Annotated in this window: 31 protein-coding genes and 3 pseudogenes; 28 read left to right on the top strand and 6 right to left on the bottom strand. The window is 60.4% G+C overall.

Features of this window, described 5'->3' with window-relative positions:
* Window positions 1-2 precede the first annotated feature (2 nt).
* The 4 genes and pseudogenes from H6927_02785 to H6927_02800 all read left to right on the top strand — a co-directional run bounded on the left by H6927_02785 (window position 3) and on the right by H6927_02800 (window position 2907).
* A complete protein-coding gene (locus H6927_02785; protein MCP5217021.1) occupies window positions 3-215 on the top strand; it encodes a Rieske 2Fe-2S domain-containing protein in 213 nt (70 codons plus the stop codon).
* Window positions 216-249: 34 nt separating this feature from the next.
* Window positions 250-1269, top strand: coding sequence for an IS30 family transposase (locus H6927_02790; protein MCP5217022.1), 1020 nt, complete (start codon window positions 250-252; stop codon window positions 1267-1269).
* 288 nt (window positions 1270-1557) lie between these two features.
* Window positions 1558-2568: a 2Fe-2S iron-sulfur cluster binding domain-containing protein gene (locus H6927_02795; GenBank protein ID MCP5217023.1), complete on the top strand. Its 1011-nt coding sequence runs from the start codon at window positions 1558-1560 to the stop codon at window positions 2566-2568.
* 114 nt (window positions 2569-2682) lie between these two features.
* Window positions 2683-2907, top strand: a pseudogene (locus H6927_02800) (C4-dicarboxylate ABC transporter).
* A 145-nt stretch (window positions 2908-3052) separates the two neighbouring features.
* On the opposite strand, the gene H6927_02805 reads toward H6927_02800, so the two are convergent.
* Window positions 3053-3850 carry an IclR family transcriptional regulator gene (locus H6927_02805; GenBank protein ID MCP5217024.1) on the bottom strand — a complete coding sequence of 266 codons (798 nt, stop codon included), beginning with the start codon at window positions 3848-3850 and terminating at the stop codon, window positions 3053-3055.
* Window positions 3851-3880: 30 nt separating this feature from the next.
* Window positions 3881-4225, bottom strand: coding sequence for a hypothetical protein (locus H6927_02810; protein ID MCP5217025.1), 345 nt, complete (start codon window positions 4223-4225; stop codon window positions 3881-3883).
* Window positions 4226-4252: 27 nt separating this feature from the next.
* Here H6927_02810 and H6927_02815 point away from each other — a divergent pair, with 27 nt between their 5' ends.
* From H6927_02815 to H6927_02850, 8 genes and pseudogenes are all read left to right on the top strand, one after another.
* Window positions 4253-5272, top strand: a complete 1020-nt coding sequence (locus tag H6927_02815) for an IS30 family transposase (protein ID MCP5217026.1) — start codon at window positions 4253-4255, stop codon at window positions 5270-5272.
* A 155-nt stretch (window positions 5273-5427) separates the two neighbouring features.
* Window positions 5428-6954: an IS21 family transposase gene (locus tag H6927_02820; protein ID MCP5217027.1), complete on the top strand. Its 1527-nt coding sequence runs from the start codon at window positions 5428-5430 to the stop codon at window positions 6952-6954.
* Complete coding sequence (locus H6927_02825; protein MCP5217028.1) at window positions 6923-7762, top strand: ATP-binding protein; 840 nt, start codon at window positions 6923-6925, stop codon at window positions 7760-7762. The genes H6927_02820 and H6927_02825 overlap by 32 nt, the downstream gene beginning before the upstream one ends.
* A gap of 72 nt (window positions 7763-7834) precedes the next feature.
* Window positions 7835-8146 (top strand): annotated as a pseudogene (locus H6927_02830) (tyrosine-type recombinase/integrase).
* Between the two features lie 75 nt (window positions 8147-8221).
* On the top strand, window positions 8222-8464 hold the full coding sequence (locus H6927_02835) for an AbrB/MazE/SpoVT family DNA-binding domain-containing protein (protein ID MCP5217029.1): 243 nt from the start codon (window positions 8222-8224) through the stop codon (window positions 8462-8464).
* A complete protein-coding gene (locus H6927_02840) occupies window positions 8461-8856 on the top strand; it encodes a type II toxin-antitoxin system VapC family toxin (protein MCP5217030.1) in 396 nt (131 codons plus the stop codon). The genes H6927_02835 and H6927_02840 overlap by 4 nt, the downstream gene beginning before the upstream one ends.
* A gap of 16 nt (window positions 8857-8872) precedes the next feature.
* The gene (locus H6927_02845; protein ID MCP5217031.1) at window positions 8873-9169 is read left to right on the top strand and encodes a hypothetical protein; all 297 of its coding nucleotides are present in this window, start codon (window positions 8873-8875) and stop codon (window positions 9167-9169) included.
* A 25-nt stretch (window positions 9170-9194) separates the two neighbouring features.
* Window positions 9195-9479, top strand: a complete 285-nt coding sequence (locus tag H6927_02850) for a hypothetical protein (protein MCP5217032.1) — start codon at window positions 9195-9197, stop codon at window positions 9477-9479.
* A 139-nt stretch (window positions 9480-9618) separates the two neighbouring features.
* On the opposite strand, the gene H6927_02855 is transcribed toward H6927_02850, so the two are convergent.
* Window positions 9619-10707, bottom strand: coding sequence for an IS5 family transposase (locus tag H6927_02855; GenBank protein MCP5217033.1), 1089 nt, complete (start codon window positions 10705-10707; stop codon window positions 9619-9621).
* Window positions 10708-10822: 115 nt separating this feature from the next.
* Here H6927_02855 and H6927_02860 point away from each other — a divergent pair, with 115 nt between their 5' ends.
* From H6927_02860 to H6927_02875, 4 genes are read left to right on the top strand one after another with little or no spacing between them, the layout of a single operon-like run.
* Window positions 10823-11350 (top strand): hypothetical protein, encoded by a 528-nt coding sequence (locus tag H6927_02860; GenBank protein MCP5217034.1) that lies wholly within the window; start codon window positions 10823-10825, stop codon window positions 11348-11350.
* 30 nt (window positions 11351-11380) lie between these two features.
* Entirely contained in the window at window positions 11381-12004 is a 624-nt protein-coding gene (locus tag H6927_02865) for a hypothetical protein (GenBank protein MCP5217035.1), read from the top strand.
* A 15-nt stretch (window positions 12005-12019) separates the two neighbouring features.
* The gene (locus tag H6927_02870; protein MCP5217036.1) at window positions 12020-12217 is read left to right on the top strand and encodes a hypothetical protein; all 198 of its coding nucleotides are present in this window, start codon (window positions 12020-12022) and stop codon (window positions 12215-12217) included.
* Between the two features lie 10 nt (window positions 12218-12227).
* A complete protein-coding gene (locus tag H6927_02875; protein ID MCP5217037.1) occupies window positions 12228-12407 on the top strand; it encodes a hypothetical protein in 180 nt (59 codons plus the stop codon).
* A gap of 63 nt (window positions 12408-12470) precedes the next feature.
* Here the strand turns inward: H6927_02875 and H6927_02880 are convergent, their stop codons facing one another.
* Window positions 12471-13142 carry an ATP-binding protein gene (locus H6927_02880; GenBank protein MCP5217038.1) on the bottom strand — a complete coding sequence of 224 codons (672 nt, stop codon included), beginning with the start codon at window positions 13140-13142 and terminating at the stop codon, window positions 12471-12473.
* Window positions 13143-13165: 23 nt separating this feature from the next.
* Window positions 13166-13624: pseudogene (locus tag H6927_02885) on the bottom strand (transposase).
* 157 nt (window positions 13625-13781) lie between these two features.
* Here H6927_02885 and H6927_02890 point away from each other — a divergent pair.
* Complete coding sequence (locus H6927_02890; protein ID MCP5217039.1) at window positions 13782-16697, top strand: Tn3-like element IS1071 family transposase; 2916 nt, start codon at window positions 13782-13784, stop codon at window positions 16695-16697.
* A gap of 188 nt (window positions 16698-16885) precedes the next feature.
* Window positions 16886-17290, top strand: coding sequence for a hypothetical protein (locus tag H6927_02895; GenBank protein ID MCP5217040.1), 405 nt, complete (start codon window positions 16886-16888; stop codon window positions 17288-17290).
* On the opposite strand, the gene H6927_02900 is transcribed toward H6927_02895, so the two are convergent.
* On the bottom strand, window positions 17283-18203 hold the full coding sequence (locus H6927_02900; protein MCP5217041.1) for a LysR family transcriptional regulator: 921 nt from the start codon (window positions 18201-18203) through the stop codon (window positions 17283-17285). The genes H6927_02895 and H6927_02900 overlap by 8 nt on opposite strands.
* Before the next feature lie 108 nt (window positions 18204-18311).
* On the opposite strand from H6927_02900, the gene H6927_02905 reads away from it, so the two are divergent.
* The 10 genes from H6927_02905 to H6927_02950 all read left to right on the top strand — a co-directional run bounded on the left by H6927_02905 (window position 18312) and on the right by H6927_02950 (window position 26367).
* Window positions 18312-19148 carry an intradiol ring-cleavage dioxygenase gene (locus tag H6927_02905; protein MCP5217042.1) on the top strand — a complete coding sequence of 279 codons (837 nt, stop codon included), beginning with the start codon at window positions 18312-18314 and terminating at the stop codon, window positions 19146-19148.
* A 4-nt stretch (window positions 19149-19152) separates the two neighbouring features.
* Window positions 19153-19452, top strand: coding sequence for a YciI family protein (locus tag H6927_02910; GenBank protein MCP5217043.1), 300 nt, complete (start codon window positions 19153-19155; stop codon window positions 19450-19452).
* The gene (locus H6927_02915; GenBank protein ID MCP5217044.1) at window positions 19406-19795 is read left to right on the top strand and encodes a Dabb family protein; all 390 of its coding nucleotides are present in this window, start codon (window positions 19406-19408) and stop codon (window positions 19793-19795) included. The genes H6927_02910 and H6927_02915 overlap by 47 nt, the downstream gene beginning before the upstream one ends.
* A complete protein-coding gene (locus H6927_02920) occupies window positions 19792-20868 on the top strand; it encodes a maleylacetate reductase (GenBank protein MCP5217045.1) in 1077 nt (358 codons plus the stop codon). Before H6927_02915 ends, H6927_02920 begins: the two co-directional genes overlap by 4 nt.
* A 99-nt stretch (window positions 20869-20967) precedes the next feature.
* Entirely contained in the window at window positions 20968-21684 is a 717-nt protein-coding gene (locus H6927_02925; GenBank protein ID MCP5217046.1) for a 3-oxoacid CoA-transferase subunit A, read from the top strand.
* A gap of 14 nt (window positions 21685-21698) precedes the next feature.
* A complete protein-coding gene (locus tag H6927_02930; GenBank protein MCP5217047.1) occupies window positions 21699-22343 on the top strand; it encodes a 3-oxoacid CoA-transferase subunit B in 645 nt (214 codons plus the stop codon).
* Between the two features lie 21 nt (window positions 22344-22364).
* On the top strand, window positions 22365-23567 hold the full coding sequence (pcaF, locus tag H6927_02935; GenBank protein ID MCP5217048.1) for a 3-oxoadipyl-CoA thiolase: 1203 nt from the start codon (window positions 22365-22367) through the stop codon (window positions 23565-23567).
* 109 nt (window positions 23568-23676) lie between these two features.
* Window positions 23677-24696 carry an IS30 family transposase gene (locus tag H6927_02940; protein MCP5217049.1) on the top strand — a complete coding sequence of 340 codons (1020 nt, stop codon included), beginning with the start codon at window positions 23677-23679 and terminating at the stop codon, window positions 24694-24696.
* 51 nt (window positions 24697-24747) lie between these two features.
* Window positions 24748-25785 (top strand): TRAP transporter substrate-binding protein, encoded by a 1038-nt coding sequence (locus H6927_02945; GenBank protein MCP5217050.1) that lies wholly within the window; start codon window positions 24748-24750, stop codon window positions 25783-25785.
* A 60-nt stretch (window positions 25786-25845) separates the two neighbouring features.
* Window positions 25846-26367: a TRAP transporter small permease gene (locus H6927_02950; protein ID MCP5217051.1), complete on the top strand. Its 522-nt coding sequence runs from the start codon at window positions 25846-25848 to the stop codon at window positions 26365-26367.
* The last annotated feature ends 1 nt before the right edge of the window (window position 26368 follow it).

The raw sequence follows: 26368 nt of genomic DNA on the forward strand, positions 1-26368 counted from the left end.
TGATGAATACGCAACCGATCAAGCTATGTGCCAGGACCGACATTCCGGAGGGTGAGATGATCGAAATGTCCGTCCCGGGCACTGACAACAGCCTGCTCTTGGTCTCTACCAAAGGAGCAATCCGTGCCTTCCAGAACAAGTGTCCACATATGGACATCCCGCTTTGCCAAGGCGCCTTTGATGGTGAAGTAATCACTTGGCGATCTCAATTTTGAAGTGCAACACCCTCACATGAGGTAAGTTGCACCGATGGGAACACGATACAAACAACTGCAGGCTGAAGAGCGCATGACGCTGAGCTCGCTGCACCAGCAAGGCTGGAGCCTTCGGGCCATGGGGCGACTGATGGGGCGCAGCCCCAGCACCCTGTGTCGCGAACTGCGGCGCAACAGCAGCGATAGCGGCTACGCCAGCAGCAGCGCCCACCACGCATATCTGAAGCGCCGCATCGATGCCCGACCCTTGCCCAAGCTGCATGCCGATGGCGCTTTGTGGCAGACGGTTTGCACGCTGCTCAGCTGGTGCTGGTCGCCACAGCAAATTGCCAGCACACTCAGGCGCATGCATCCCGATGAGCCCGCCTGGCACGTCTCGCACGAGACGATCTACGACACCATCTACGCCTACCCACGCGGGGAGCTGCGCCGCCAGCTCATCGCCTTGCTGCGCCAAGGCAAGAGCACGCGCAGGCCCCGCTCTGCGGGCCAGGATCGACGAGGGAAGATCCCTGACATGGTGAGCATCCATGTGCGCCCGCCCGAGATCGAAGACCGCCTGATGCCCGGGCACTGGGAGGGCGATCTGATCAAGGGTGCGGGCAACCAGTCTGCGGTCGGTGTGCTGGTGGAGCGTACAACGCGTCTTGTGCTGCTGTGCAAGATGCAGAGCAGCACGGCAGAAAGTGCGCTGGCGGCGTTCTCGGCCAAGCTCAATGCGGTGGCTGCGCCGCTGCGCAAAACGCTCACCTACGACCAGGGTCGGGAGATGGCGCGGCACAAGGCGCTCAGTGAGGCCACGGGCGTGAAGGTGTACTTTTGCGATCCGCACAGTCCTTGGCAAAAGGGCAGTTGCGAGAACACCAACGGATTGCTGCGCCAGTTCCTGCCCAAGGGCACCGATCTGTCGGTGCATGACCAAGATGCGCTGGACTCGATTGCCGACTTGATGAACAACCGACCCAGGCAGACGCTGGGATGGGACAGTCCCTACCAAGCTTTCAAGCGCATCATGACGGCCATCAGCGAGAAAGATTCGGCTACGATTCATTGATTCTCAACCACTGGTGTTGCACTTCAGAGTTGAGATCGCCCTTGTACAGAACATCTTTGGCAGTTCGACGCACAGACGGGCGCCGGGATTGAACCCGAGGACGCAAAACTGCAACAGTATCCTGTGAGCGTCATCGGCGACGAGGTGTTCGTCGAACTCCCGGAAGCGGCCGAGTAATTGCCTGGTCTTGCCGGATAGAACCAGCAAGACCAGGCAATAAAGGCGGATATCGCCCATTTCTTTCCGCACTAGTGGAATCCTCATCACCAACTGCCGGACTCTCGACTAATGACCATGCCTCATCGAATCCATTTTGACGCCGCCAACGGCTTCGACGCTGCAACGGACGAACCGCTCCTGATTTCAGGCCTGCGGGCAGGCTATGCGCTTCCGTATGAATGCGCGACAGGAACTTGTGGCTCATGCCGTACCCAGATCATTGAAGGTGCTGTCGTCGTCCGCTGGCCGGATGCGCCCGGGCTGCCCGAGACAAAGCGCCAAGAGGGCCATGTGCTCCTGTGCCAGGCATTACCACAGAGTGACTGTAGATTGCCGGACGCGTTATGTAAATCGCGGGACGCGAGTCTACCCCCGGTCCGCATCGTGAAGGGCCGGGCAAGCGCGGAAACTGAGACGAGCGATATCGCACGCGTGATGGTTCAACTCGACGAGCCGATTACTTTCCTCGCCGGCCAATACGCATTGTTTGAAGTGCCCGGCGTCACAGGATATCGCGCCTACTCGATGGCAAACACCGGCAATACGCTGACCTCCACTCTCGAGTTCTATATCCGCCGCGTCCCGGGTGGCGTGTCATCGCCAATTCTGCTCGGGGCGCGCGACATCCCCTTGCGCCTGGTGGTGCCGGTGGGTCACGCATTCATCGATGCGACCGCACAGCGCGATATACTCTGCGTCGCCGGCGGTACCGGCCTCGCGCCTATCCTGTCGATTGCGCGCGATGCGCTATCCCGCGGCCTGCTTCGCAAGCAGCGTCTGGATATTTTTATCGGAGTAAGGACGCCCGCCGACATTTTCGCGACCGCGTCCCTCCAAGAGCTCATTGAGGCGGCTGGAGGGGCGGTGCGAGTTACCTGGGCCATTTCGGAAGCGGGCGAGTTCGCGGATTGGAAAGGCGAACGCGGCTATGTACATGAGGTGGTCGCCCGCAGTGCGGGAGACCTTTCTGCGCGCCAGGTCTATATGGGGGGGCCGCCCGCCATGATTGATGCCATGGTACGTTTGCTGCTCAAGTCACGGGTTAAGCGATCCCAGATTCGCTTCGACAAATTCGCTTAATCCTCACGGATCAGATGATGGGACAAGCATATGGAACAGGACAGCAAGGGCCAGGCAAAGGGCGCCCTCATGAAGTCGCTTGACAATGCATTGACGCTTCTTGAGCAATTTACCCCCGAGGCGTCGGCTTGGGTAGGAAGGGTGTTCGCCGAGTCCGGGCTGCCCGGACGCAAGATCGCCGCGGATCGCAAGAATATCTTCTACACAGTGCCGGCTGCGGAAGTTCAACGCTGGCAAGCGGCTTCTGAAGGTGTCGTGGCCGAATGGGTGAAGGACGTGACTGCTAAAGGCTATGACGGGAAAAAACTGCTCGAAGAAGCTAAAGCCTTAATGAAATAAACAGAATGCCGGTAGTCACGACACTCACGCGCGGCTGCCGGCGCAATCCCCGGCATCTCCAGCGAAACGGGACTGATGCAAGTCGCCGCCATCAATCGCGTGGTCTGACTCTGCCGGTGACGCAGGTCCTGTCCGAGATCCGCTTTCAAGCGTCTTTATACGGTTTATGGCCAAGGCTACGGGAAATCGATTCTGCTGTTCGCAAGGTGAGTGGCACAAGCGCTTCGATCTGCCCTTCTGTAATCCGTGCGGACGGTCCGACGACGGCAATTGCCGCAATAACCGTGCCGTTGAAGTCGAAGACCGGCGCCGCGATGCCCCGGATGTCGGCAATGAATTCTTCCCGTTCGATGCAGTAGCCGGCTTGTCGGATCTCGGCAAGCTGACTGCGAAGCACGGCCGGGTCGACGATCGTATTTTCCGTGTATCGGGCTCGGGGCGCGCGCAGCGCTTCTTCGATCACTTCATTAGGCTGAAAGGCGAGCAGGACCTTTCCGTTTGCCGTGCAATGCAGCGGCGCCCTTCCTCCTATGCGCGCCGCCACGCGCACCGGCTGGCTGCTCTCGATCTTTTCGAGGTAGAGCAGTTCGTTGCGATGGAGGATCGCCAAATGGGTTGTTTCGTTTGTCTCATGGGAAAGCCGGGCCAGATGAGGTCTTGCCACATGGGACAGCTCGCTTTGGGCCAGTTTGGTGCCCGCAAGCACGATGATGCCGTGACCAAGGGTATATTTCTTGGTGTCGGAAAGCTGCTCGACCAGGCTGTGTGCTTCAAGTGTCTTGAGCATATTGAAAACGGTCGCTTTGTTGAGGCCGAGCCTTGTCGCGAGCTCCGTGATCCCGAATGCCGGCGCCTCGGGGGTAAATTGCTCAAGAAGCGTCAATGCATTGTCAAGCGACTTCATGAGGGCGCCCTTTGCCTGGCCCTTGCTGTCCTGTTCCATATGCTTGTCCCATCATCTGATCCGTGAGGATTAAGCGAATTTGTCGAAGCGAATCTGGGATCGCTTAACCCGTGACTTGAGCAGCAAACGTACCATGGCATCAATCATGGCGGGCGGCCCCCCCATATAGACCTGGCGCGCAGAAAGGTCTCCCGCACTGCGGGCGACCACCTCATGTACATAGCCGCGTTCGCCTTTCCAATCCGCGAACTCGCCCGCTTCCGAAATGGCCCAGGTAACTCGCACCGCCCCTCCAGCCGCCTCAATGAGCTCTTGGAGGGACGCGGTCGCGAAAATGTCGGCGGGCGTCCTTACTCCGATAAAAATATCCAGACGCTGCTTGCGAAGTGTGGCGATCTCAATTTTGAAGTGCAACACCCTCACATGAGGTAAGTTGCACCGATGGGAACACGATACAAACAACTGCAGGCTGAAGAGCGCATGACGCTGAGCTCGCTGCACCAGCAAGGCTGGAGCCTTCGGGCCATGGGGCGACTGATGGGGCGCAGCCCCAGCACCCTGTGTCGCGAACTGCGGCGCAACAGCAGCGATAGCGGCTACGCCAGCAGCAGCGCCCACCACGCATATCTGAAGCGCCGCATCGATGCCCGACCCTTGCCCAAGCTGCATGCCGATGGCGCTTTGTGGCAGACGGTTTGCACGCTGCTCAGCTGGTGCTGGTCGCCACAGCAAATTGCCAGCACACTCAGGCGCATGCATCCCGATGAGCCCGCCTGGCACGTCTCGCACGAGACGATCTACGACACCATCTACGCCTACCCACGCGGGGAGCTGCGCCGCCAGCTCATCGCCTTGCTGCGCCAAGGCAAGAGCACGCGCAGGCCCCGCTCTGCGGGCCAGGATCGACGAGGGAAGATCCCTGACATGGTGAGCATCCATGTGCGCCCGCCCGAGATCGAAGACCGCCTGATGCCCGGGCACTGGGAGGGCGATCTGATCAAGGGTGCGGGCAACCAGTCTGCGGTCGGTGTGCTGGTGGAGCGTACAACGCGTCTTGTGCTGCTGTGCAAGATGCAGAGCAGCACGGCAGAAAGTGCGCTGGCGGCGTTCTCGGCCAAGCTCAATGCGGTGGCTGCGCCGCTGCGCAAAACGCTCACCTACGACCAGGGTCGGGAGATGGCGCGGCACAAGGCGCTCAGTGAGGCCACGGGCGTGAAGGTGTACTTTTGCGATCCGCACAGTCCTTGGCAAAAGGGCAGTTGCGAGAACACCAACGGATTGCTGCGCCAGTTCCTGCCCAAGGGCACCGATCTGTCGGTGCATGACCAAGATGCGCTGGACTCGATTGCCGACTTGATGAACAACCGACCCAGGCAGACGCTGGGATGGGACAGTCCCTACCAAGCTTTCAAGCGCATCATGACGGCCATCAGCGAGAAAGATTCGGCTACGATTCATTGATTCTCAACCACTGGTGTTGCACTTCAGAGTTGAGATCGCCTGTTGATTCATTTCCAAAGCTGGGCCATTTCGGGACGCATTCACGTTGAAATTTGAGCCACGTTGCCGCTCTATCCTGCTGAATTTTTCAGCACGGGGGAGCAGGAGTGATCAACGTGAGCACATTGAGCAAGTTACGCCGCCTCGTGCTGAGGCAGGACGTGTCGGTGCGCGAGGCCAGCCGGCGCCTGGGCATCTCGCGCAACACAGCCACCAAGTGGCTCAAAGACGGGCAGATGGCCGAACCCCGATACCCGCAGCGGGTGTCGGGCCCCAGCATCCTGGATCCGTACAAGGAGCAGTTGAGCCAATGGCTCAAGGCCGATAGCCATCGCAGCAAACGCGATCGACGCGGGATCAAGGCCATGTTTGAGGCGCTGCGCGCGCAGGGCTACAGCGGCAGCCGAGGGCCGGTCTACGCCTTTGCCCAGCGCTGGCAGCAAGAGCAAGGCAACGCTGCGCGTGGTGCGGGGTTCGTGCCGCTGAGCTTCGAGTTGGGCGAGGCGTTCCAGTTCGACTGGAGCTGCGAGTACCTGTTCATCGGCGGGCTGCGCCGCCGCCTGGAAGTGGCACACACCAAGCTGGCGGCCAGTCGCGCCTTCTGCCTGGTGGCGTACTACAGCCAAGCGCACGAGATGCTGTTCGATGCGCACGCACGGGCGTTCGCCCTCTTCGGTGGCGTGCCCCGGCGGGGCATCTACGACAACATGAAGACCGCTGTGGACAAGGTCGGCCATGGCAAACAGCGCAGCGTCAATGCACGCTTCGAGGCGATGACCGGGCACTACCTGTTCGAGCCGGAGTTCTGCAACCGGGCCGCCGGCTGGGAGAAGGGGGTCGTGGAGAAGAACGTTCAGGATCGGCGCAAGGACATCTGGCGTGAGGCCAGCGAGCGGCGCTGGGGGACGCTTGGTGAACTCAACGACTGGTTGCAGCAGGCCTGCGTGAAGGCCTGGGCTGAGATGAGTCACCCGGAATGGACTCAGCTCACGGTGGCCGATGTCTGGCAGGACGAACGTGCTCGTCTCATGCCCAACCCCCGTGCGTTTGATGGCTACGTGGAGCAGCCGGTACGGGTCTCTGCGACCGCACTGATCCACTTCCAGCGCAACCGCTACAGCGTGCCGTGTGAATGGATTCATGCGGTGGTCAGTCTGCGGGCCTACGCGGATGGCCTGCTGGTGGTCGGGCCCGATGGGCGACAGGTGCGCCTGGCGCGCAGCTTCGAACGTGATCAGACGCTCTACGACTGGATGCATTACATCGCGCTCATCGAGCGAAAGCCCGGCGCGCTGCGCAACGGCGCGCCCTTCAAGACCATGCCCGAGCCACTGCAGGAAATGCAGCGCCAGTTGCTGCGCCACAGCGGTGGCGACAGGGTGATGGCGCAGGTGCTCATGGGGGTGAGCCTGCATGGACTGGAGGCCGTGGTGGTGGCGGTAGAGCTGGCGCTGCAGTCCGGGCGGGTGAGTGCCGAGCACGTGCTCAACGTGCTCTCGCGTCTGAAGGAGCAGCGCGTGCCCGAGCCACCGGTGGCCACGATGCTCAAGCTCAACACGCCGCCACTGGCCAACCTGCAGCGCTACGACGCACTGCGCAACGTCCAGCCTCATGAGGCATCACCGGAGTCCGACCATGCATGACGTCATTGATGCCCTCAAAGCGCTGGGCCTGCACGGCATGGCCAGTGCCTGGCCGGAGGTACTGGGCACCGCCCGCATGAAGTCGCTGGATCATGAGGCCGTGCTGCACCAGCTCATCAAGGCCGAGACCGCTCAGCGTGAGGTGCGTTCCATGGCTTACCAGATGCGCGTGGCGCGCTTCCCTTCGCACCGTGACCTCGCCGGCTTTGACTTCGCCCACGCGCAGCTCGACGAAGCACTGGTGCGCCAGTTGCACACCCTTCGCTTCGTGGAGTCGGCGCACAACGTGGTGCTGGTTGGTGGCCCCGGCACGGGTAAAACCCACCTGGCCACGAGCCTGGGGATCGAGGCCATTCGCATGCATGGCAAGCGGGTGCGCTTCTTCTCAACGGTGGAGCTGGTCAACGCCCTGGAGCTGGAGAAGGCGCAGAACAAGGCCGGGCAAATGGCGCACCGCCTGATGTACGTCGATCTGGTGATCCTGGATGAACTGGGCTACCTGCCATTCACGCAGTCGGGCGGCGCGATGCTGTTCCACCTGCTCTCCAAACTCTATGAGCGAACGAGCGTGGTGATCACCACCAACCTCACCTTCTCGGAGTGGAGCAGCGTCTTTGGAGACGCCAAGATGACCACGGCCTTGCTTGACCGGCTCACGCACCATTGCCACATCGTCGAGACGGGCAACGAGAGCTGGCGATTCAAGCACTCCAGTGCCGCTGGCGCGGCTCCCCCAAAGCAACGCCCAAAGAGCCAGAAAGGAGATCGAAAAACAGCAGACCCGATAGACTTATCCACAACCGAATAGTCAAAGAATCCATCAACCCAGTGGCTCAATATTCAACGTGATCACTGGCTCAGTTGTGCTGATGAATCAACACTGATCTACAGCAGCCGGGGCGATGGCATGTCGCAGAACACCAAGCGGCGGGTTCTGGAGACAGGAGAGCGACGCGACTACAAGGCCTGCGACAGCCTTCAGGCCCATGTGACGAAGTTGTACCAGCGTGCGGGCATCAAGGGCGGTTCCAGTCATTCTGGGCGGCGCACCTTTGCGAGCAAGGTGCTGTCCACCACGGGCGATATGGACACCGTGGCGCAGCTTCTGGGGCACTCCAGCATCGATTGCTCGCAGCGCTACGTGGATGTGGACCCGGTCACGCTGGAGGATATGTTTGCAAATGCGCTATAGCAAAGCTCATTTGGAAGAGGCGCACTTGACGAATCAGGCCGCCTTACCTTATAGTAAGGCAAAGGATTCAAAATCATGTCTACTGCCACTCTCACCTCCAAGGGCCAGATCACCATTCCTGCCGAAGTACGCCATGAACTCAAGGTTGATGCGGGCGACCGCGTGGAATTTGTGCAGATCGCGCCAGGTCGTTACGAATTCGTTGCCGCTACCAGCGAGGTTACTGCGCTCAAGGGGATGTTTGGAGTGGCAAAGAAGGCCGTGACCATTGAATCCATGAATGCGGCCATTGCGCAGCGCGGAGCTGCTGCCCGATGATCGGCCTCGATACGAACGTCCTTGTGCGCTACATCATGCAGGACGATCCAAAACAGTCGGCAAAGGCGACCAAGCTGATTGAGTCTTTGGATGCCGACAGACCGGGCTACATCACCATGGTCTCAGTTGTTGAGCTGTATTGGGTGCTGACATCTTGCTACGAGCTAACTGGACAGCAGGTAGCGCAAGCGTTGGAGGTGATGTTGCGAACCAAACAGTTGCTGGTGGAGCGTGCCGATCAGGTGATGCGTGCTCTGCGAGTGTTTGGAGAGGGCGGTGCAGATTTTGCCGACTGTCTGATTGAGCGCTCGGCTTCTGGGGCAGGCTGTGCCGAGACGATGACGTTTGATATCAAAGCATCCAAGCACGCCGGCATGACTTTGATTGCTTAAAGATTAGAAGGAAAGCATGCACCTTGTCGCCAATTTCCCATCCAGAGAGGCTGCGCTCTCGCGTTGGGGCCGGCCAATTCCAAGCACGTCGCCAGTGCTGCCGCCGCAAGAGTGGATCGACGGATATCTATCTGGCTTCGGTGTTGTTGCGGACGTGGATAAGGGCGTGGATTCAGACTGTGACGCTTGGCCGAACTGCGCGGTCTTCTGGTGGTTGGTGTTGAACGAAGCCGGCAGGGCCTTGCGGGTAGAAAACCCTTACAAGGGGGAGAGTGACGGCATGGATGACGCCGAACGACTCAACGAGGCTTAACGAAGGAAGATCAATGAATGGACGAATGGAGAAGAGCTACTTTGAGGAAAAGAAGTGCTTTGCACTTGAGGCACTGAGTGCAGCGATTGCCAAATCGCAAGAGGTTCAGAGCTTGATCGAATCGACACGGTACGAGATGCCGAACCTGACCGATCCGTCTGCGATTCACGAGATTGCACGGGCAGCACAAATGCACCTCCGATCTGCCCGCCGCGATTACGAGAAAACCCGTTGGGCAGATGCAATCACAGAACTTGAGTTCGAGGATTGGCTACGTCATCATGGCCATCACGATCTAGCAGGCCGTTGAAAAAATGCTCATCGAACGCGCCAGGGTCGTGGATTTCGAAGAAACGGATCGCCCAAACTGGCCTGCGCAGCGATTGGAGCGGCCATTTCGGCCTGTTTGCAGGCCGTTTTGCCCGTTCCGGGCGCACGTATCCCATGGTTCACGCATGATGCGCGTCCCACCAGCCGCCCAGACTGCCCATGCGCACCAGGTTGTAGGTGGCAAAGCACAGCAGCGCCTGGCCCGCGAGCTTGGCCTGACCGATCAATTTGGTCTTGGCCAGACCACCCACTGTCTTGATCCAGCCAAAGGCCTCCTCGATGCGCTTGCGCACTTTGAGGCTGGTCTTGTAGCCCTCGTGGCGCCGGATGCGGCCATCGACCGCCGAGTGCTTGTCCTTGGCCGCCACGTGTGGCGTGACTTTGAGCTTTCGGCAGCCCTTGATGAAGGCCTGGCTGTCGTAACCTTTGTCGGCCCCGACCGTGGCCCGCTTGTTCTTGTTTCCCCGGCGTTTGAGCATCGCCAGCGCCGCCTCGCGCTCGGCGGTGCCACTGGCATGTGTGATCTCCACATCCACGATCAGCCCGTTGCGGTTCTCCATGAGGATGTGCCCCATGTGGCACAGGCGAGATTTGTCGCCCGCGCTCTTCTTGAACAGCCGGGCATCGGCATCGGTGGTGCTGGCGTGGGTGTCGTTGCAGCGCTCCTGCCCTTTGAAGTTCACCTCGGGGTTGCGTCCGGGTGGCGTGCCGCTGTCGTCGTCTTTGCGTTTGAAACTCTTGTGCGAGGCCCAGGCCTCAATCAGCGTGCCGTCCACGCTGAAGTGTTCGTCGCTGGCAAGCCGGCCCCACTGGGCGCTGAGCTTGACGCGCTCGAAGAAGGCGCGCGCCAGGTCTTCGTTGAAGAGGCGTTCGCGGTTGGCGCTGAAGGTGGAGTGGTCCCAGACCTTGTCTTCAATGTTCAGGCCCACGAACCAGCGGTACAGCAGGTTGTAGTTGACCGCCTCGACCAGCTGGCGTTCGCTGCGGATGGAGAACAGGATTTGCAGCAGCAAGGCCTTGAGCAGCATCTCCGGCGGCACCGAGGGGCGGCCACGGCGGGCGTACACCGCTTCGAACTCGCTGTTCATGCTCGACAGCAGCGCATCCACCACGGCGCGCAACTTGCGCAGCGGGTGTGCCGCTGGCACTCTTTCTTCAAGGCTGATGTAGCTAAACATCGCCCCCTGGAAGTCTTGGTTGCCTCTCATCTTTCTTGTCGCAGTTGTTCCGGGATGGCTTCAGATCGTAGCGGCCGACGCGGACGCTCGCAGGGGATTTTTCAACGGCCTGCTAGTCGTGGACTGAAGATCACGAAGGAAATCGATGCAGAGGGAGCAAATTGAAATTACCGCGTATCACGAGGCGGGCCATGCAGTCATGGCAATGTCGGTCGGATTCTTGGTAACAGAGATTTCCTGTCACGCATCAGTTGACGGCTATGGATACACAGCTTGGCAGATGCCTTCACTCATGTCGGATACTGCCAGAGTTGGGGCCGTCTTGACGCTGGCATCTGGGATGGTCGCTGACTACTTGCATTGGTCAAGCTTTCCTGACAGGGACGAGGACGAGATTTTGCTGGGTCATTTCGGCGACCAATCAGAAGCCCGTATTCATCTCGCAGCATTGAAACAGGGGGATGTCTTTGAAGATTACATCTCGTTTGCGTTGATGCACCTGCGGAAGGTTGATGTTTGGTCACAAGTAGTGGCCTTGGCTGATCTGCTGAAGTCAACGCGAGTTGTTAACGGTCGAGATATCCTGAGCAGAGTCAAGCAGTGTGTGCCTGCTATCTCCCCCCGTGAGTTGGAACAGTGCAAGCGAGCGGTTGATCTCAAGCATGCCCCCTGATTTAACTGCCCATCAAGTGAAGGAAAGATGATGGATACCAAGGCGATACAAAACCTCATGAACAAGGCCCATTCTGCCGTCCCCACAGCCGCGCCTGGTGCAGGCCTCCGCGAAGCCGTCATGGGATTTGGTGTGGTACCTGGGGTGGCGATGGCCAGCATTCCACTGGCTGCCGCCGTTGCCGTTGCCTGGATTGGCTATGAAGTAGTGACGGGAGTGAAGGAGTCGAGCGAAAAATCGAAGCGTCCGATGCCTGACCGCTGGCTTGAGCAGGTTGCTGCTGCTCCAGACGCAAGTCCAGAAGGATTAGCATTTCTAGTCGGGTGCCTGGAGGCAGACGGGTTCATTTCAGCAGGTAATGCCGTTGAATGGGCGAAGCGCGAAAGCGCCCGCATGGAAGCAAGGAGGCTTGCCGACGAGAAGGCCTCCTACGCCGTTCAGGCGAGCAGCGAAGGGGCCCTGGCCCTCCTGGCGAGAGCACGCAAAGAATGTACCCCTTCGATGCTGAATCCAGGCGCTCTTGATAGGGCGAAGAAGACGGTAGCCGATGTCGCTGACTCGGTGAAGGCGGCAACATCAGGCGTGCTTGCTGAGACATTGAAGGGGGCCGCGACGGGCGCCGTCAAAGGTGTCGCGAGCAAGCTCTTCAAATGAGAGGAAACCGACGGCATGAAGCTCAGCGAACCACAGGAACGGCTCGTCAGAAAGTTGAAGGACGGTGCCGAGTTGCGGCACCACGTGGACACCGGCTTGTTCCGACTGCGGGACGCCATCACAACCAGGTCGGTGCATCCGGCGACAGTTGAGTCGCTCTTGCGCGTTGGCGTGATCAACAAGTCGCTTGACGGCTCATGCCGCCTTGCTTGAAAGAAACAACATGCAAACACAAAACGCTGCAGTAGCGGCAATCCAATTTGCGCTGGAGACGGATGAAGGATTGGCGTTCCTGCGTTGCTGGAATGAGGGCAACTTCGAAGCGATTCGCCGTGAGTGGCCCGAAGTGCCAGTGTCGGTTTTCGTCGGGGCTGATCCGCTGCACCCTGCGACTGGCGCTTGATCAAGGAAAACAACGATCTACCAACACCACCTCCGCGCCAGTGCTAGCTTTTCGTACCGTCACTTATTGCACTGAAAACGAGGAGACCCCGGCGTCGCCGACCCAGGCATGCCAATGTTCGATAGGAAGTTGGCTGGTGATGATGGTGGCCCGGCTGGCCGCCCGGTCGTCGATGATCTCCAGCAAGTCGGCCCGCGTTCGCGAGTCCAGCGCCGCCATGCCCCAGTTGTCCAGCAGCAGCACGTCGGTCTTGGCCACCTGCAGCAGCCACTTGCCGAAGGTGCCGTTGCCGTGCCGGATGCGTAGCTCCTCGCCCAGGCGCGGCACGCGCTGGTAGACGGCGCTGTGACCGCGCCGGCAGGCGTACTGCGCCAGGGCGCAAGCCAGCCAGGACTTGCCGGCGTCGGTCGGCCCTGTGATCAGGACGCTGTGACCGGAGTCGATCCAGTCGCCCAGCGCCAGGCTCATGACCGCACGGCGGTCGACGCCGCGCCCTGGGCGGCCGTCCAGATCTTCGATGGCGGCTTGCGGGTACTTCAGGCGCGCCTCCTTCAGCAGCCGCTCGCGCCTCTTGTCGTCGCGCTGGTGCAGCTCGCGTTCGACCAGTAGCGCGAGGCGCTCCTCGAAGCTCAGGGAGTGCGTACCGCCGCCGGCGGCCATCTGCTCTTGCAGCCCGCTGGCCATGCCGTGCAGCCGCAATCCGCGCAGCTGCTCCAGGGTGGTGTTCATCATCATCGGTGTTCCCTGCTGGTCTCGGTTCATTGGTAGTAGCCGGGGCCGCGCACATGGGCATGCTGCGGGCTGGTCCATTGCGGCGTGTCAGCCGCATGGACCCGGTCGCGGCCGTTGGCCAGGATGTCGCGCACGTGGCTGTAGCGCGCCGTGCCCAGCTCCAGGGCCACCAGGCAGGCCGCCTCCAGCCGCGGCTTGCCGTACTTGCGCACCAGCGACAGCAGCCCCAGGCAAGCCCGGTAGCCGTGCTCGGGATGGCGCTGCTCCTCCAGCAGCCGCTGCACCGTGCGGCCGGTGGCCACGCCGATGCTCTGGCCCCAGTGCACCAAGCGCTCGGGTGTCCACTGCAGGTGCGCCCGATGCGCCGCCGGCAGGTGCTCCACCACCGTGGTGAAGCCGCCCTGGTGGGCGCTGCGGGCGTGCGCTGCCACCCGCTGGCCGCGATGCAGCAGCTCCACCCCGCGAGTCGTCAACCGCGCCTCCAGCACCTGGCTGACGGGGTCTCCTCGTTTTCAGTGCAATAAGTGACGGTACGCAAAGCTAGCACTGGCGCGGGGGTGGTCTGGGTAGACCGTTGATTTCATTGACTTTCCTGTTCGCTTTGTAAACGGGTATGGTGGCCTCCCACTTTTGAGGTTCACGATGCAGGGTTGGCACACAACGTTTTTGGGGATGCGTGGGCTCCCCCGCGATATCAGCGACTTCGAGATGAAGGCATTTTTCACCTTCGATGGTGCCGAGCGCGACGCAATCAATGCACGCCGAGGTGATTCCCACAAGCTTGGTCTGGCGCTCCATATTGGTTTCCTGCGCATGAGTGGGCGTTTGCTCGGTGCCTTTCGGGTAATTCCAGTAGCCTTGTGGCGCCACCTTGGCAACGAGCTTGGCATTGCAGCACCAGAAGTCGCCTCGCTGAGAGCCATGTATGAACGCGGGCGCACGCTATTCGATCACCAACAAGTAGCCTGCACGGTCCTTGGATTCCAGTGGATGAGCGAGCACCAGCGCCGCTCACTGGTACGTGAACTGCGCGACGAAGTGGCGCGCTGCGCCGACCGCGATCAGCTACTCGTGCGGGCGCGTCAATGGCTGTACAAGAACAAGCTGGTGATCGTGCACGAGCGGGCAATTCGGACACTGATTGCGGCGGCACTTGCCCAGCTTGAAGTTGAAACAGGCACCGCCATCGCCGCCAGCGTTGATCCAGCAACACTTGATCGCTGGCGAGCCTCAGTTTCAGAGCTGCGCCCAGATGGACAAACCCAGCAGAGTTGGCTATGGGCTGCACCGGCGAAACACTCAACCCGCCAAATCAGCGAGGTACTGGAGCGCATCGACCTGCTTTACACGCTGGACGTTCATAAGCACCTGGCAGACATCCCCGATCTCATCTTGCGCCGCTACGCGCGCCGACTTGTCTCCAGGCCGCCCTCAGCCGGAGCCAAGATCAAAGAGCCAGCGCGCACCGTGGAGGTCGCATGCTTTCTTCGGTATTGCCTGTTCACCACCACAGACCAGTTGATCCTTATGGTGCAGCGCCGGATCGCCGATCTGTGGCGTCAGGCTGCCGCCGATGTCCCCGCTACCGTCAATTGGGCCGCAATGTACAAAACGCTGCTCGGCGAACTTGTTGCCTTGAGCGCGCAAGGTGCGGTGCCAGATGCTGAGTTGCGTGCCCGTCTTGAAGCCTTGATCACCGAAACCCAGAAACGCAAACCACCGAGCAGGGCCTCCCTGGTCCGCGAGGGATTGATTGATGGAATTCGCCCCGTGCGGTCGTTGCTCGTCGCCATTGCAAAGCTGCCCTGGCAGGCCACCGGCGAGCATCCTGCCATCGAGTACCTTGCCAAGCTGCAAGCTTTATATCTCAAAGGATCCAGAAAGCTGCCAGTTGAAGTGGTGGCACCAAGTCTGGGAATGATCTGGCAGGTTTCGATCTCCAGCCCAGACCGGGAACGGGCGTTTCAGGCGTTGGAGGTGGCCACCCTGTTTGCCCTGCGCCGCGCGGTGCGCAATGGCTCGGTCTGGATTGAGCACAGCCTGAGCTTTCGGGGTCGTGCGCGCTTGTTCTTCACGGACGAGCGTTGGCAGGCAGAGTCCAAGAAACACTATGCCCGTCTATCGTTACCCAGCAAGGCTGCCACTTTCTTGAAGCCTTTGCTGGCCAGAGTAACTGCCGGTGTCGATGCGGTGGCCGCTGCAGCCCGCAGTGGCGTACTGCGCGTGGATGATGAACTCCATTTGTCGCCATTGCCCGCAGAGGACGAAGACCCAGAAGTGACCAAGCTGCGCGCGGCTTTGGATCACCGCATCGGTGAGGTTCAATTGCCGGAAGTGATTCTGGCCGTTGACGCCCAGGTGCGCTTTAGCTGGATCATGCTCGGACGTGAGCCGCGCTCTACCGACGAGCTGCTGATGGTCTATGCCGGCATCATGGCCCACGGCACCAGTCTGACTGCGGTCGAATGCGCGCGCATGATTCCGCAATTGTCTGCCACCAGCATTCGCCAGGCCATGCGCTGGGCGCGGGACGAACGGCGTCTGAGCCAGGCCTGCCAGGCTGTGCTGGAATTCATGCAGCGACACCCGATTGCCGCCACCTGGGGGCGGTCCGATTTGGCATCTTCTGACATGATGAGCATGGAGACCACCAAACGGGTGTGGCAAGCCCGGCTTGATCCTCGGCGCAACACACCTTCCATTGGAATCTACTCCCATGTAAAAGACCGGTGGGGCATCTTCCATGCGCAGCCCTTTGTGCTCAATGAGCGCCAGGCGGGCGTGGCCATTGAAGGTGTCATCCGCCAAGAAAAGCTGGAGACCAGCCAGCTTGCTGTGGATACCCATGGCTACACCGACTTTGCCATGTCACATGCCCGTTTGCTTGGTTTTGATCTTTGCCCGCGGTTGAAGGAACTCAAACAGCGCCACCTCTTTGTGCCACGCGGCACCAAAGTGCCCGCAGAAATCGCTGCGGTGTGCGAAGCCAATGTCGACGTCGCTTTGATCGAAAAGCATTGGGATAGTCTGGTGCACCTGGCAGCCTCGGTCATGAGCGGACATGCCAGTGCGGTGGCAGCTCTTGCGCGGTTCGGTTCTGCCGCCCAGGGCGATCCAATCTATGAGGCTGGCGTGCAATTGGGGCGGTTGCTGCGTACGGCGTTTTTGGCTGACTACTTTGTCAAGGACGCTTTCAGGAACGAGTTGCGCCGGGTGCTCAATCGGGGCGAGGCTGTTAACGCCCTCAAGCGCGCCATTTATACCGGCCGGATCAGCCCGGCGCAGGCCAAACGTGTCGATGAAATGCAGGCTGTGGCCGATGCGTTGAGCCTGATGGCCAACATCGTGATGGCGTGGAATACCTCACAGATGCAGGCGGTCCTGGATCGCTGGTCGAACCGCCGCCAGGTCATTCCACCGGAACTGATCGGGAAGATTGCGCCCACCAGGCTGGAGAGCATCAACTTGCGGGGTGTGTTTCGCTTCCCGGTTGACCGCTATGCTGACCAAATCCTGCCTTCGCGGCCAAATGCATCGATAACTGGCACCAATGGATGAAACCGACCACGGTTTGACGCCACGAATCGCAGATTTGAAAGTGAACAGGAAAGTCAATGAAATCAACGATCTACCAACACCACCTCCGCGCCAGTGCTAGCTTTTCGTACCGTCACTTATTGCACTGAAAACGAGGAGACCCCGAGTACCTCAACCGCCATGCCCGGCTTGAATTCAACATCCCCGGCGTGACTTTTGGAGGTCGCTACGGCGACTCGCCCATCATCGCGCAGGACGGTGTGGACCTACCTCCCGACGAACCCAATGACTACGTGCCCACCGCCAGTCCTGGGGGGCGCCCGCCCCATGCATGGCTGGAAGATGGCCGTTCCCTGTACGACACATTCCACACCGAGTGGACATTGCTCGCCCTCGGTGCAACCGACCCGGCAACCGATGGCTTCAAGAACGCGGCCCAGTCTATGGGCATCGACCTGAAGGTGGTCCGTTTGCCCGCCCAGCAGTTACTGGAGCTATACGAATCACCACTGGTATTGATACGCCCTGATCAGATCGTCGCCTGGCGAGGGGCCTCCGATGAAGATGGCCAGCAGGTTCTGTCCCTTGCCCTGGGAATACATCGAATCACATAAGACCAGTCCACTTTCTTTCGTACTCGTGGGTCGCGAACTCATCCACCATGAAGTCAATGAAGGATCGGACTTTCGCTGACAGGTGCTTTCGGCTGGGATATGCGATGTTGATTTGCAAACGTGGCAGATCCCAGTCACCGAGTACGGGTACGAGGCGTCCGGCGACGATATCCTCATAGACGATATAACTAGGTTGCACGAGGATACCCAAGCCACTAAGTGCAGCAGCACGCAATACCTGCCCGTCGTTGGACTCCAACACCCCCTGGACATTCACCGTCTGACTTTCGCCTCCACGACTGAACTTCAGTTCGTTGGGGTGGTTGGCGTGCAAGTAGACAAGAACATTGTGGTCAGTCAGGTCTGATGGGAACTGTGGACGCCCCCTTTGGGCCAGATAAGCGGGAGACGCCGCCAATATGCGGCGCGTCGAAGCTAGACGCCTAATGGTTATGGTGCTGTCAGGCTCATACTCACGCGTCCGTATGGCTACGTCAATACCGTTGTCAATGATGTCCAAGTAGCGGTTCGCAGTTTCAACATGCACTCTTACTTGTGAATACCGCTGATGGTACTTCGGCAATCGCGGGGCGATGAGTTGCATGGCGAACGACAGCGAAGCACTCACACGTAACACCCCCGACGGGTTCAGCGTGGTTTGATGTATTGCCGCCTCTGCGTCGCGCAACTCAGTTAGGACGTGACGAGCCCGCTCCAAGAAATCCTGCCCCTCACTGGTCAGGTAGAGCCGACGCGTGTTGCGCTCGACTAGACGGACCTGCAGGCGCTCTTCCAGCGAAGCCAAGTAACGAGTGGCCGCTGGATTGGACAGTCCCAAGGCCTCTGCAGCCGCACCGAGACTGCCTCGATCGGCAACCTCCACAAAGAGCGCCATTTCTGTGAACCGATCCATTTTTCCATCTTTCGGAAAAGTAATTTCCCATTTTGATATTTGAGAAATCTTTTTGAAATTATAGAGTTCAGGTCATCGCAACTCAACACTGCCAACTGCAAACAAGCCATGCGCAACCTCAACCAAGACAACATCACACAGGCAGTCATTGCCAGCTTCGCCAAAACGCCTGACGCTCGGCTCAAAGAAATCATGACGAGCCTGGTCCAGCACCTGCACGCCTTTGCCCGGGACGTGAAGCTGACCGAGGAAGAATGGTTCCAGGGCATTGACTTCCTGACAAGGTGTGGCCATATCACAGACGACAAACGCCAGGAGTTCATACTGCTGTCAGACGTTCTCGGCTTGTCAATGCTGACCGTCGCGATGAACAACGACAAGCCTGCGGGTTGTACCGAAGCCACTGTGTTTGGCCCCTTCCATGTGGAGGGCGCCCCCCACTACGAGCTGGGTGACGACATTGCCAACGGCGCCAAAGGTACGCCCTGCACGGTGCGTGGCACGGTGAAAGGGATCGACGGCCAGCCCATCCCCGGCGCCGTCATGGACGTCTGGCAGTCGGATGATGACGGACTGTATGACGTACAGCACGCGGATCTTGGTCATGCACAGGCGCGCGGCATCGTGACAGCGGATGCAGAGGGCAAATACCACTTCCGTTCCATCGTGGCGGTCCCGTACGCAATTCCCCACGACGGACCTGTGGGTCAGATGTTGGAAGCTACGGGACGCCACCCCTGGCGCCCTGCGCATCTGCACTTCATGGTGAAAGCACCCGGCTACGAAACGCTGATCACTCATGTCTTTCGCGACCACAGCGACTACCTCGACTCCGATGCGGTGTTTGGCGTTCGCCAGTCGCTGGTGTGCGACTGGGTACAGCAGACGGATGGAAGCTACCTAATGGAGTACGACTTCGTGTTGAACCCGACGAGAACCCGGTGACACCATGTTGTATGCCTTCACACTGATGGACAAGCCTGGGACCGCCGAGTTGCGTCAGCAAATTCGCCCGGTCCACAAAACCTACTTGGCTAAAGTGCAAGAACACATTGCCTTTGCAGGGCCGCTGGTAACAGATGACGGCAGCACCATGCTGGGCAGTTTGCTGGTGATTGACTTCCCCGATCGACAGACAGCTCAAGACTGGTTGGCACAAGAGCCTTTTCTGAAAGCGGGCATCTTTGCAAGCACATCGGTACATGCCTTTGTCAACCTGTGGCCCCAAAAGGCGGGATTTCCCACATGAAGGAAGAAATGTGATCAGGCACATCGTCATGTGGAAGCTGGCAGGCGACACGCCCCTATCCAAACAACGCAACGTCGAACGACTGACGCAGAGCTTCCTCAGCCTGCGGGGCCGCATCCCAGGACTGCTGCACTTGGAGATTGGCGTGGACAGCAGCGGCGTGGACTACGCCTGCGATGTAGTTCTCTACAGCGAGTTCGAGTCGCAATCCGCTCTCGACGACTACGCCATCCATCCAGAACATCTCAGGGTAAAAGCAGAAATTGGCGACATGCGCATCGCCCGCCACCAAGTGGACTACGCCGTGGTCCCATCCGATGTGCGCGCAAAGGAATTGACATGAAAGATTTTGTTTACAACGGCCAACCCTCGCGTGTGGTGTTCGGCCCAGGTTCGCTGGCTCACCTGGAGCGAGAGATCGAGCTGTTGGGTGCCAAGCGGGCCTTGGTGCTGTCCACCCCGGAACAGGCGGCGCAGGCTCAGATGGTGGCCGATCGCCTGGGCAACCGGGCTACAGGAATCTTCCCGCGAGCGGTGATGCATGTCCCCATCGAAACCGCCCGGGAAGCGCGGGACGAGGCACGCCGACTTGGTGCCGACTGTGCCATCGCAATTGGTGGCGGTTCCACCACTGGGCTTGGCAAGGCGATTGCCCTGGATTCAGGATTGCCCATTCTGGCCATTCCCACTACTTACGCAGGCAGCGAAATGACGCCGATCTACGGCATCACTGAGGCGGGTCTCAAGAAGACCGGTAAAGACCCACGCGTGCTGCCGCGCACCGTCATCTACGACCCTGAACTGACCCTGACCCTACCGGTGGCCATGAGCGTGACCAGCGGCATGAACGCTATTGCACATGCAGCCGAAGGCCTGTATGCCCAGGACAGCAATCCGGTGATGGATCTGATGGCCGAAGAAGGTATCCGCGCCATTGCGCAGGCGCTCCCAGTGATTCACCAGCGCGCTGATGACGTGGCTGCACGCGGCGATGCACTTTACGGCGCCTGGCTCTGCGGCTCGGTGCTGGGTAACGTGGGCATGGCGCTGCACCACAAGCTGTGTCACACCCTTGGAGGCAGCTTCAACCTTCCGCACGCGGAGGTTCACACCGTCGTGCTGCCACAGGCGATGGCATTCAACGCAGCGGCCGCACCCGAGGCAATGCGGCGCATCGAACGCGCCTTGGGCGCAACTGGCCGAGCCAGTGCCGCAGCGGGCCTTTTTGACCTGGCCCACACCAACGGGGCTCCCGTAGCACTCAAGGACATCGGCATGAACGAGGCTGACCTGGACCGGGCAGCCGAGATTGCTGTGAGCAACCCGTACTGGAACCCTCGCCCGTTCGGAGCAGCACAGCGTGGCGAGATACGCGACCTGCTCCAACGCGCTTACGAAGGCATCCGGCCGGACTGACGGCCTTCGGCCCACGAGGGCCTAGGCACGCCCCCTTACAGGGTGTTCGTTCGCGAACGCCAAGGGGAAGTGCACCTGTTTTTCTAGAGATGGACTCCCATGATCAACAAAATCTCACCTTCCATTGCCGAGGCGCTCACTGGGGTTGCCGATGGCTCAACCGTATTGATCGGCGGCTTTGGCACGGCGGGCATCCCCAACGAACTCATCGAAGGCCTGATTGAGCAAGGCGCGCGCGAGCTCACGGTGGTCAACAACAACGCGGGCAATGGCGACAGCGGGCTGGCGGCGCTGCTCAAGGCAGGGCGCGTGCGCAAGATCATCTGCTCGTTCCCACGCCAGACCGACTCCTGGGTGTTTGACGAGCTGTACCGCAGCGGAAAGATTGAACTAGAGCTTGTACCCCAGGGCAACCTGGCCGAACGTCTTCGCGCCGCAGGCGCAGGTGTGGGTGCATTCTTCACACCAACCGGCTTTGGCACCGAACTCGCGCTCAACGCGGACGGCACGCCAAAGGAAACCCGGCGCATCAACGGCCGCGACTACGTGCTGGAGTACCCTATTCACGGAGACTTGGCGCTCATCAAGGCCGAGACGGGTGACCGCTGGGGCAACCTGACCTACCGCAAGGCCGCGCGCAACTTTGGCCCCGTCATGGCCACCGCCGCCAAGCGAACCGTTGCCACCGTGCACGAGGTCCTGGAGCTTGGCCAGCTCGACCCCGAAGCCATCGTCACCCCGGGCATCTTCGTGTCCAGGATCGTCAAGATCGAGCGTGTCGCCACACAGGCCGGTGGCTTCAAGCGAGCAGCCTGAGAGGAGTCTTTTCCATGAGCAACTACACCAAACGCAGCAAACAGGAACTGGCCCAGCGCGTGGCGCAGGACATATTCGACGGTGCCTATGTGAACCTCGGCATCGGCCAGCCCACGTTGGTGGCCAACTACCTGCCCGAAGGCATGGAGGTCGTGCTGCACAGCGAGAACGGCATCCTGGGCATGGGCCCGGCGCCTGCCGCAGGCGATGAAGACTACGACCTGATCAACGCAGGCAAACAGCCCGTGACCCTGCTGCCCGGTGGCGCGTACTTTCACCACGCCGACAGCTTTGCCATGATGCGCGGCGGCCACCTGGACATCAGCGTGCTCGGTGCTTTCCAGGTGTCGGCCACCGGTGACCTGGCCAACTGGAGCACGGGCGAAGCCGGTGCCATCCCCGCCGTGGGTGGCGCCATGGACCTGGCCGTGGGGGCCAAGGAGACGTGGGTCATGATGGACCTGCTGACCAAACAGGGGCAGAGCAAGGTGGTTCAGTCCTGTACTTATCCGCTGACCGGTATCGGCTGTGTCAAGCGCATCTATGCCGATCTGGCGACGCTGGAGTGCACACCGTCTGGCCTCAGGCTCATTGACAAGGTCGAAGGGCTTGAACACACCGAGCTGGAACACCTCATTGGCCTGCCGGTACAGGCCTGACAGACACACGACATGACTGCCATGAATCAAGCTTTTATCTGTGACGCCATCCGCACCCCCTTCGGCCGCTACGGTGGTGCCTTGTCTTCGGTACGGGCCGACGACCTTGGCGCCGTACCGCTGCGGGCACTGATGGCCCGCAACCCCAACGTCGATTGGGCTGCTGTGACCGATGTGATCTACGGCTGTGCCAACCAGGCGGGCGAAGACAACCGCAACGTTGCGCGCATGAGCAGCCTGCTCGCTGGCTTGCCGCTGGAGGTGCCAGGCGCTACCGTCAACCGCCTGTGCGGCTCGGGGCTGGACGCTATTGGCACTGCGGCGCGTGCCATCAAGGCCGGTGAGTCGGGCCTGATGATCGCAGGCGGTGTGGAGAGCATGAGCCGTGCGCCCTTCGTCATGCCCAAAGCCGAATCGGCCTTCAGCCGCGCGAACGCGGTCTATGACACCACCATCGGCTGGCGCTTCATCAACAAGCTGATGAAAGACAAGTACGGCGTGGACTCCATGCCCGAGACTGCCGAGAACGTGGCGGTGGACTTCAACATCGAGCGTGAAGCGCAGGACCTGATGGCGCTCAACAGCCAGTTGCGTGCGGTGGCTGCCATCGAGGCAGGCCACCTGGCGCGCGAGATCTGCGCCGTCACCATCCCGCAGAAGAAGGGCGACGCCATCGTGGTGGATACGGACGAGCACCCGCGCAAGACCAGCCTGGAAGCGCTGGCCAAGCTCAAGGGTGTGGTGCGCACTGACGGCACGGTGACCGCCGGTAACGCCTCGGGCGTGAACGATGGCGCCTGTGCACTGATCCTGGCCGACGAAGCCACTGCTGCCAGGAACGGCCTGACGCCGAAGGCCCGCGTTGTGGGTATGGCCACTGCAGGGGTGGCGCCACGCATCATGGGCATTGGCCCGGCCCCGGCCACGCAGAAGGTGCTGGCCCAGACCGGGTTGACGCTGGCCCAGATGGACGTGATCGAGCTCAACGAAGCTTTTGCTGCGCAGGGCCTGGCGGTGCTGCGCCTGCTGGGCTTGCAAGACGATGACCCGCGCGTCAATGCCTGGGGCGGCGCCATTGCGCTGGGCCATCCGCTGGGGGCCTCGGGCGCGCGGCTGGCCACCACTGCTATCAACCGGTTGCACACCACCGGTGGCCGCTACGCGCTGTGCACCATGTGCATTGGCGTGGGGCAGGGAATTGCAATCGTCATCGAGCGGGTATGAGGTTGAAATTTTGATCTGCTGAAAGCTTTCTGCGTTATTGACTTATATCTTTAAGGAGGGCGATCTCAATTTTGAAGTGCAACACCCTCACATGAGGTAAGTTGCACCGATGGGAACACGATACAAACAACTGCAGGCTGAAGAGCGCATGACGCTGAGCTCGCTGCACCAGCAAGGCTGGAGCCTTCGGGCCATGGGGCGACTGATGGGGCGCAGCCCCAGCACCCTGTGTCGCGAACTGCGGCGCAACAGCAGCGATAGCGGCTACGCCAGCAGCAGCGCCCACCACGCATATCTGAAGCGCCGCATCGATGCCCGACCCTTGCCCAAGCTGCATGCCGATGGCGCTTTGTGGCAGACGGTTTGCACGCTGCTCAGCTGGTGCTGGTCGCCACAGCAAATTGCCAGCACACTCAGGCGCATGCATCCCGATGAGCCCGCCTGGCACGTCTCGCACGAGACGATCTACGACACCATCTACGCCTACCCACGCGGGGAGCTGCGCCGCCAGCTCATCGCCTTGCTGCGCCAAGGCAAGAGCACGCGCAGGCCCCGCTCTGCGGGCCAGGATCGACGAGGGAAGATCCCTGACATGGTGAGCATCCATGTGCGCCCGCCCGAGATCGAAGACCGCCTGATGCCCGGGCACTGGGAGGGCGATCTGATCAAGGGTGCGGGCAACCAGTCTGCGGTCGGTGTGCTGGTGGAGCGTACAACGCGTCTTGTGCTGCTGTGCAAGATGCAGAGCAGCACGGCAGAAAGTGCGCTGGCGGCGTTCTCGGCCAAGCTCAATGCGGTGGCTGCGCCGCTGCGCAAAACGCTCACCTACGACCAGGGTCGGGAGATGGCGCGGCACAAGGCGCTCAGTGAGGCCACGGGCGTGAAGGTGTACTTTTGCGATCCGCACAGTCCTTGGCAAAAGGGCAGTTGCGAGAACACCAACGGATTGCTGCGCCAGTTCCTGCCCAAGGGCACCGATCTGTCGGTGCATGACCAAGATGCGCTGGACTCGATTGCCGACTTGATGAACAACCGACCCAGGCAGACGCTGGGATGGGACAGTCCCTACCAAGCTTTCAAGCGCATCATGACGGCCATCAGCGAGAAAGATTCGGCTACGATTCATTGATTCTCAACCACTGGTGTTGCACTTCAGAGTTGAGATCGCCGAGACTTCCCCATGAAAAAGCTCAAGTTCCGCGCCATCGGTCTGGTGTGCGCAACACTCTTTGCAGGCAGCGCGATGGCGCAGCAGGTCACCCTGCGTCTGCACCAGTTCCTCCCGCCGCAGGCCACCATTCCGGCCAAGGCCATCATTCCTTGGGCGCAGAAGGTCGAAAAAGAGTCTGGCGGCAAGATCAAGGTGCAGATGTTCCACGCCATGCAAATGGGCGGCTCGCCCGCGCAACTGTTCGACCAGGCCAAGGACGGCGTGGCCGACATCACCTGGACCGTGCTGGGCTACACCCCGGGCCGCTTCGTCAAGACGGAAGTGTTCGAGATTCCCTTCATTGCCCCTTCCGGCCCGAACGCTGGTGAGATCACCTCCAAGGCCGTCTGGGAATACGTCGACAAATATGCTGGCGACGAGTTCAAGGATGTGAAACTTATTGCTGTCCATGCTCACGGCCCAGGGGTATTCCATACCAAACAGGCTGTCACTGGTCTGGAAACGCTGCGCGGCATGAAGATCCGCGGTGGCACCCGCATCGTCAACAACATGCTGGTCAAGCTGGGCGCCACCCCCGTGGGTATGCCGGTTCCTGCAGTGACTGAGGCACTGTCCAAAGGCGTCATTGATGGGGCAACGACAACCTGGGAAGTTAGCCCGTCCCTGAAGGTGACCGAACTGGTCAAGAACCACACCAGCTTTGCCGGTGACAAGGGCCTGTACAACATGGCCTTCGCCTTCAGCATGAACAAGGCCACCTACGACAAGCTGCCGCCCGACCTGAAGAAGGTGATCGACAACAACTCCGGCCTGGAAGCCGCTGCCATGTTCGGCCGTGCCATGGACGAGGGCGACAAGGCTGGCCGTGACATCGCGGCCAAGGCTGGCAACAATCTGGTAACTCTGGACGCGGCCGAGACGCAGCGCTGGCTGCGCACCGCCAGCTCCGTGGAAAGCGACTGGGTGACGGAAGTGGCCAAGAAAGGCATTGATGGCAAAAAGCTGGCCAGCGAGGCTCGCGCGCTGATCGCCAAATACAACCGATAAGCGATTACCGAAATCGCGCATGGCCATGGTGGCCATGCGCGTTCTTTTAAGGACGACGACATGATGGCCTGGATATTCCGGAGCGCGAAGTGGTCTGCCATTGTGGGCGGGTTGGTGCTGTGTGCCATCACCCTCATGAGCGTGGCGAGCATCACCGGCCGTGCGCTCATTGGCGTGGGGCTGGGCCCTGTGCCGGGCGACTTTGAAATGGTCGAAGTGGGCACGGCCTTGGCGGTGTTCTTCTTTCTGCCTTGGTGCTACCTCAAAGGCGGGCATGCCACGGTGGACCTGTTCTACATGCACCTGCCCAAGTCGATGAAATGGCTGGTGGACACCTTCAGCGACGTGATCATGCTGGTGCTGTGGCTGGCACTGACATGGATGCTGTGGGAGGGCATGCTGGAAAAGCGTGAATACTTTGAAACCACCTTCATCCTGCAGATGCCGGTGTGGTGGGCGTATGCGCTGTGCATGGTGGGCGCCGTCATCGGTTGCCTGTCGTACATCGCCAAGACCCTGATCCAGTTTGGCCTGGCCAAGTACCCGCCAGGCTGGACGGTTGAATCCACCGGAGGACATTGAC

The sequence above is a fragment of the Burkholderiaceae bacterium genome (assembly GCA_024235995.1).
Classification (GTDB): Bacteria; Pseudomonadota; Gammaproteobacteria; order Burkholderiales; family Burkholderiaceae_C; genus Ottowia.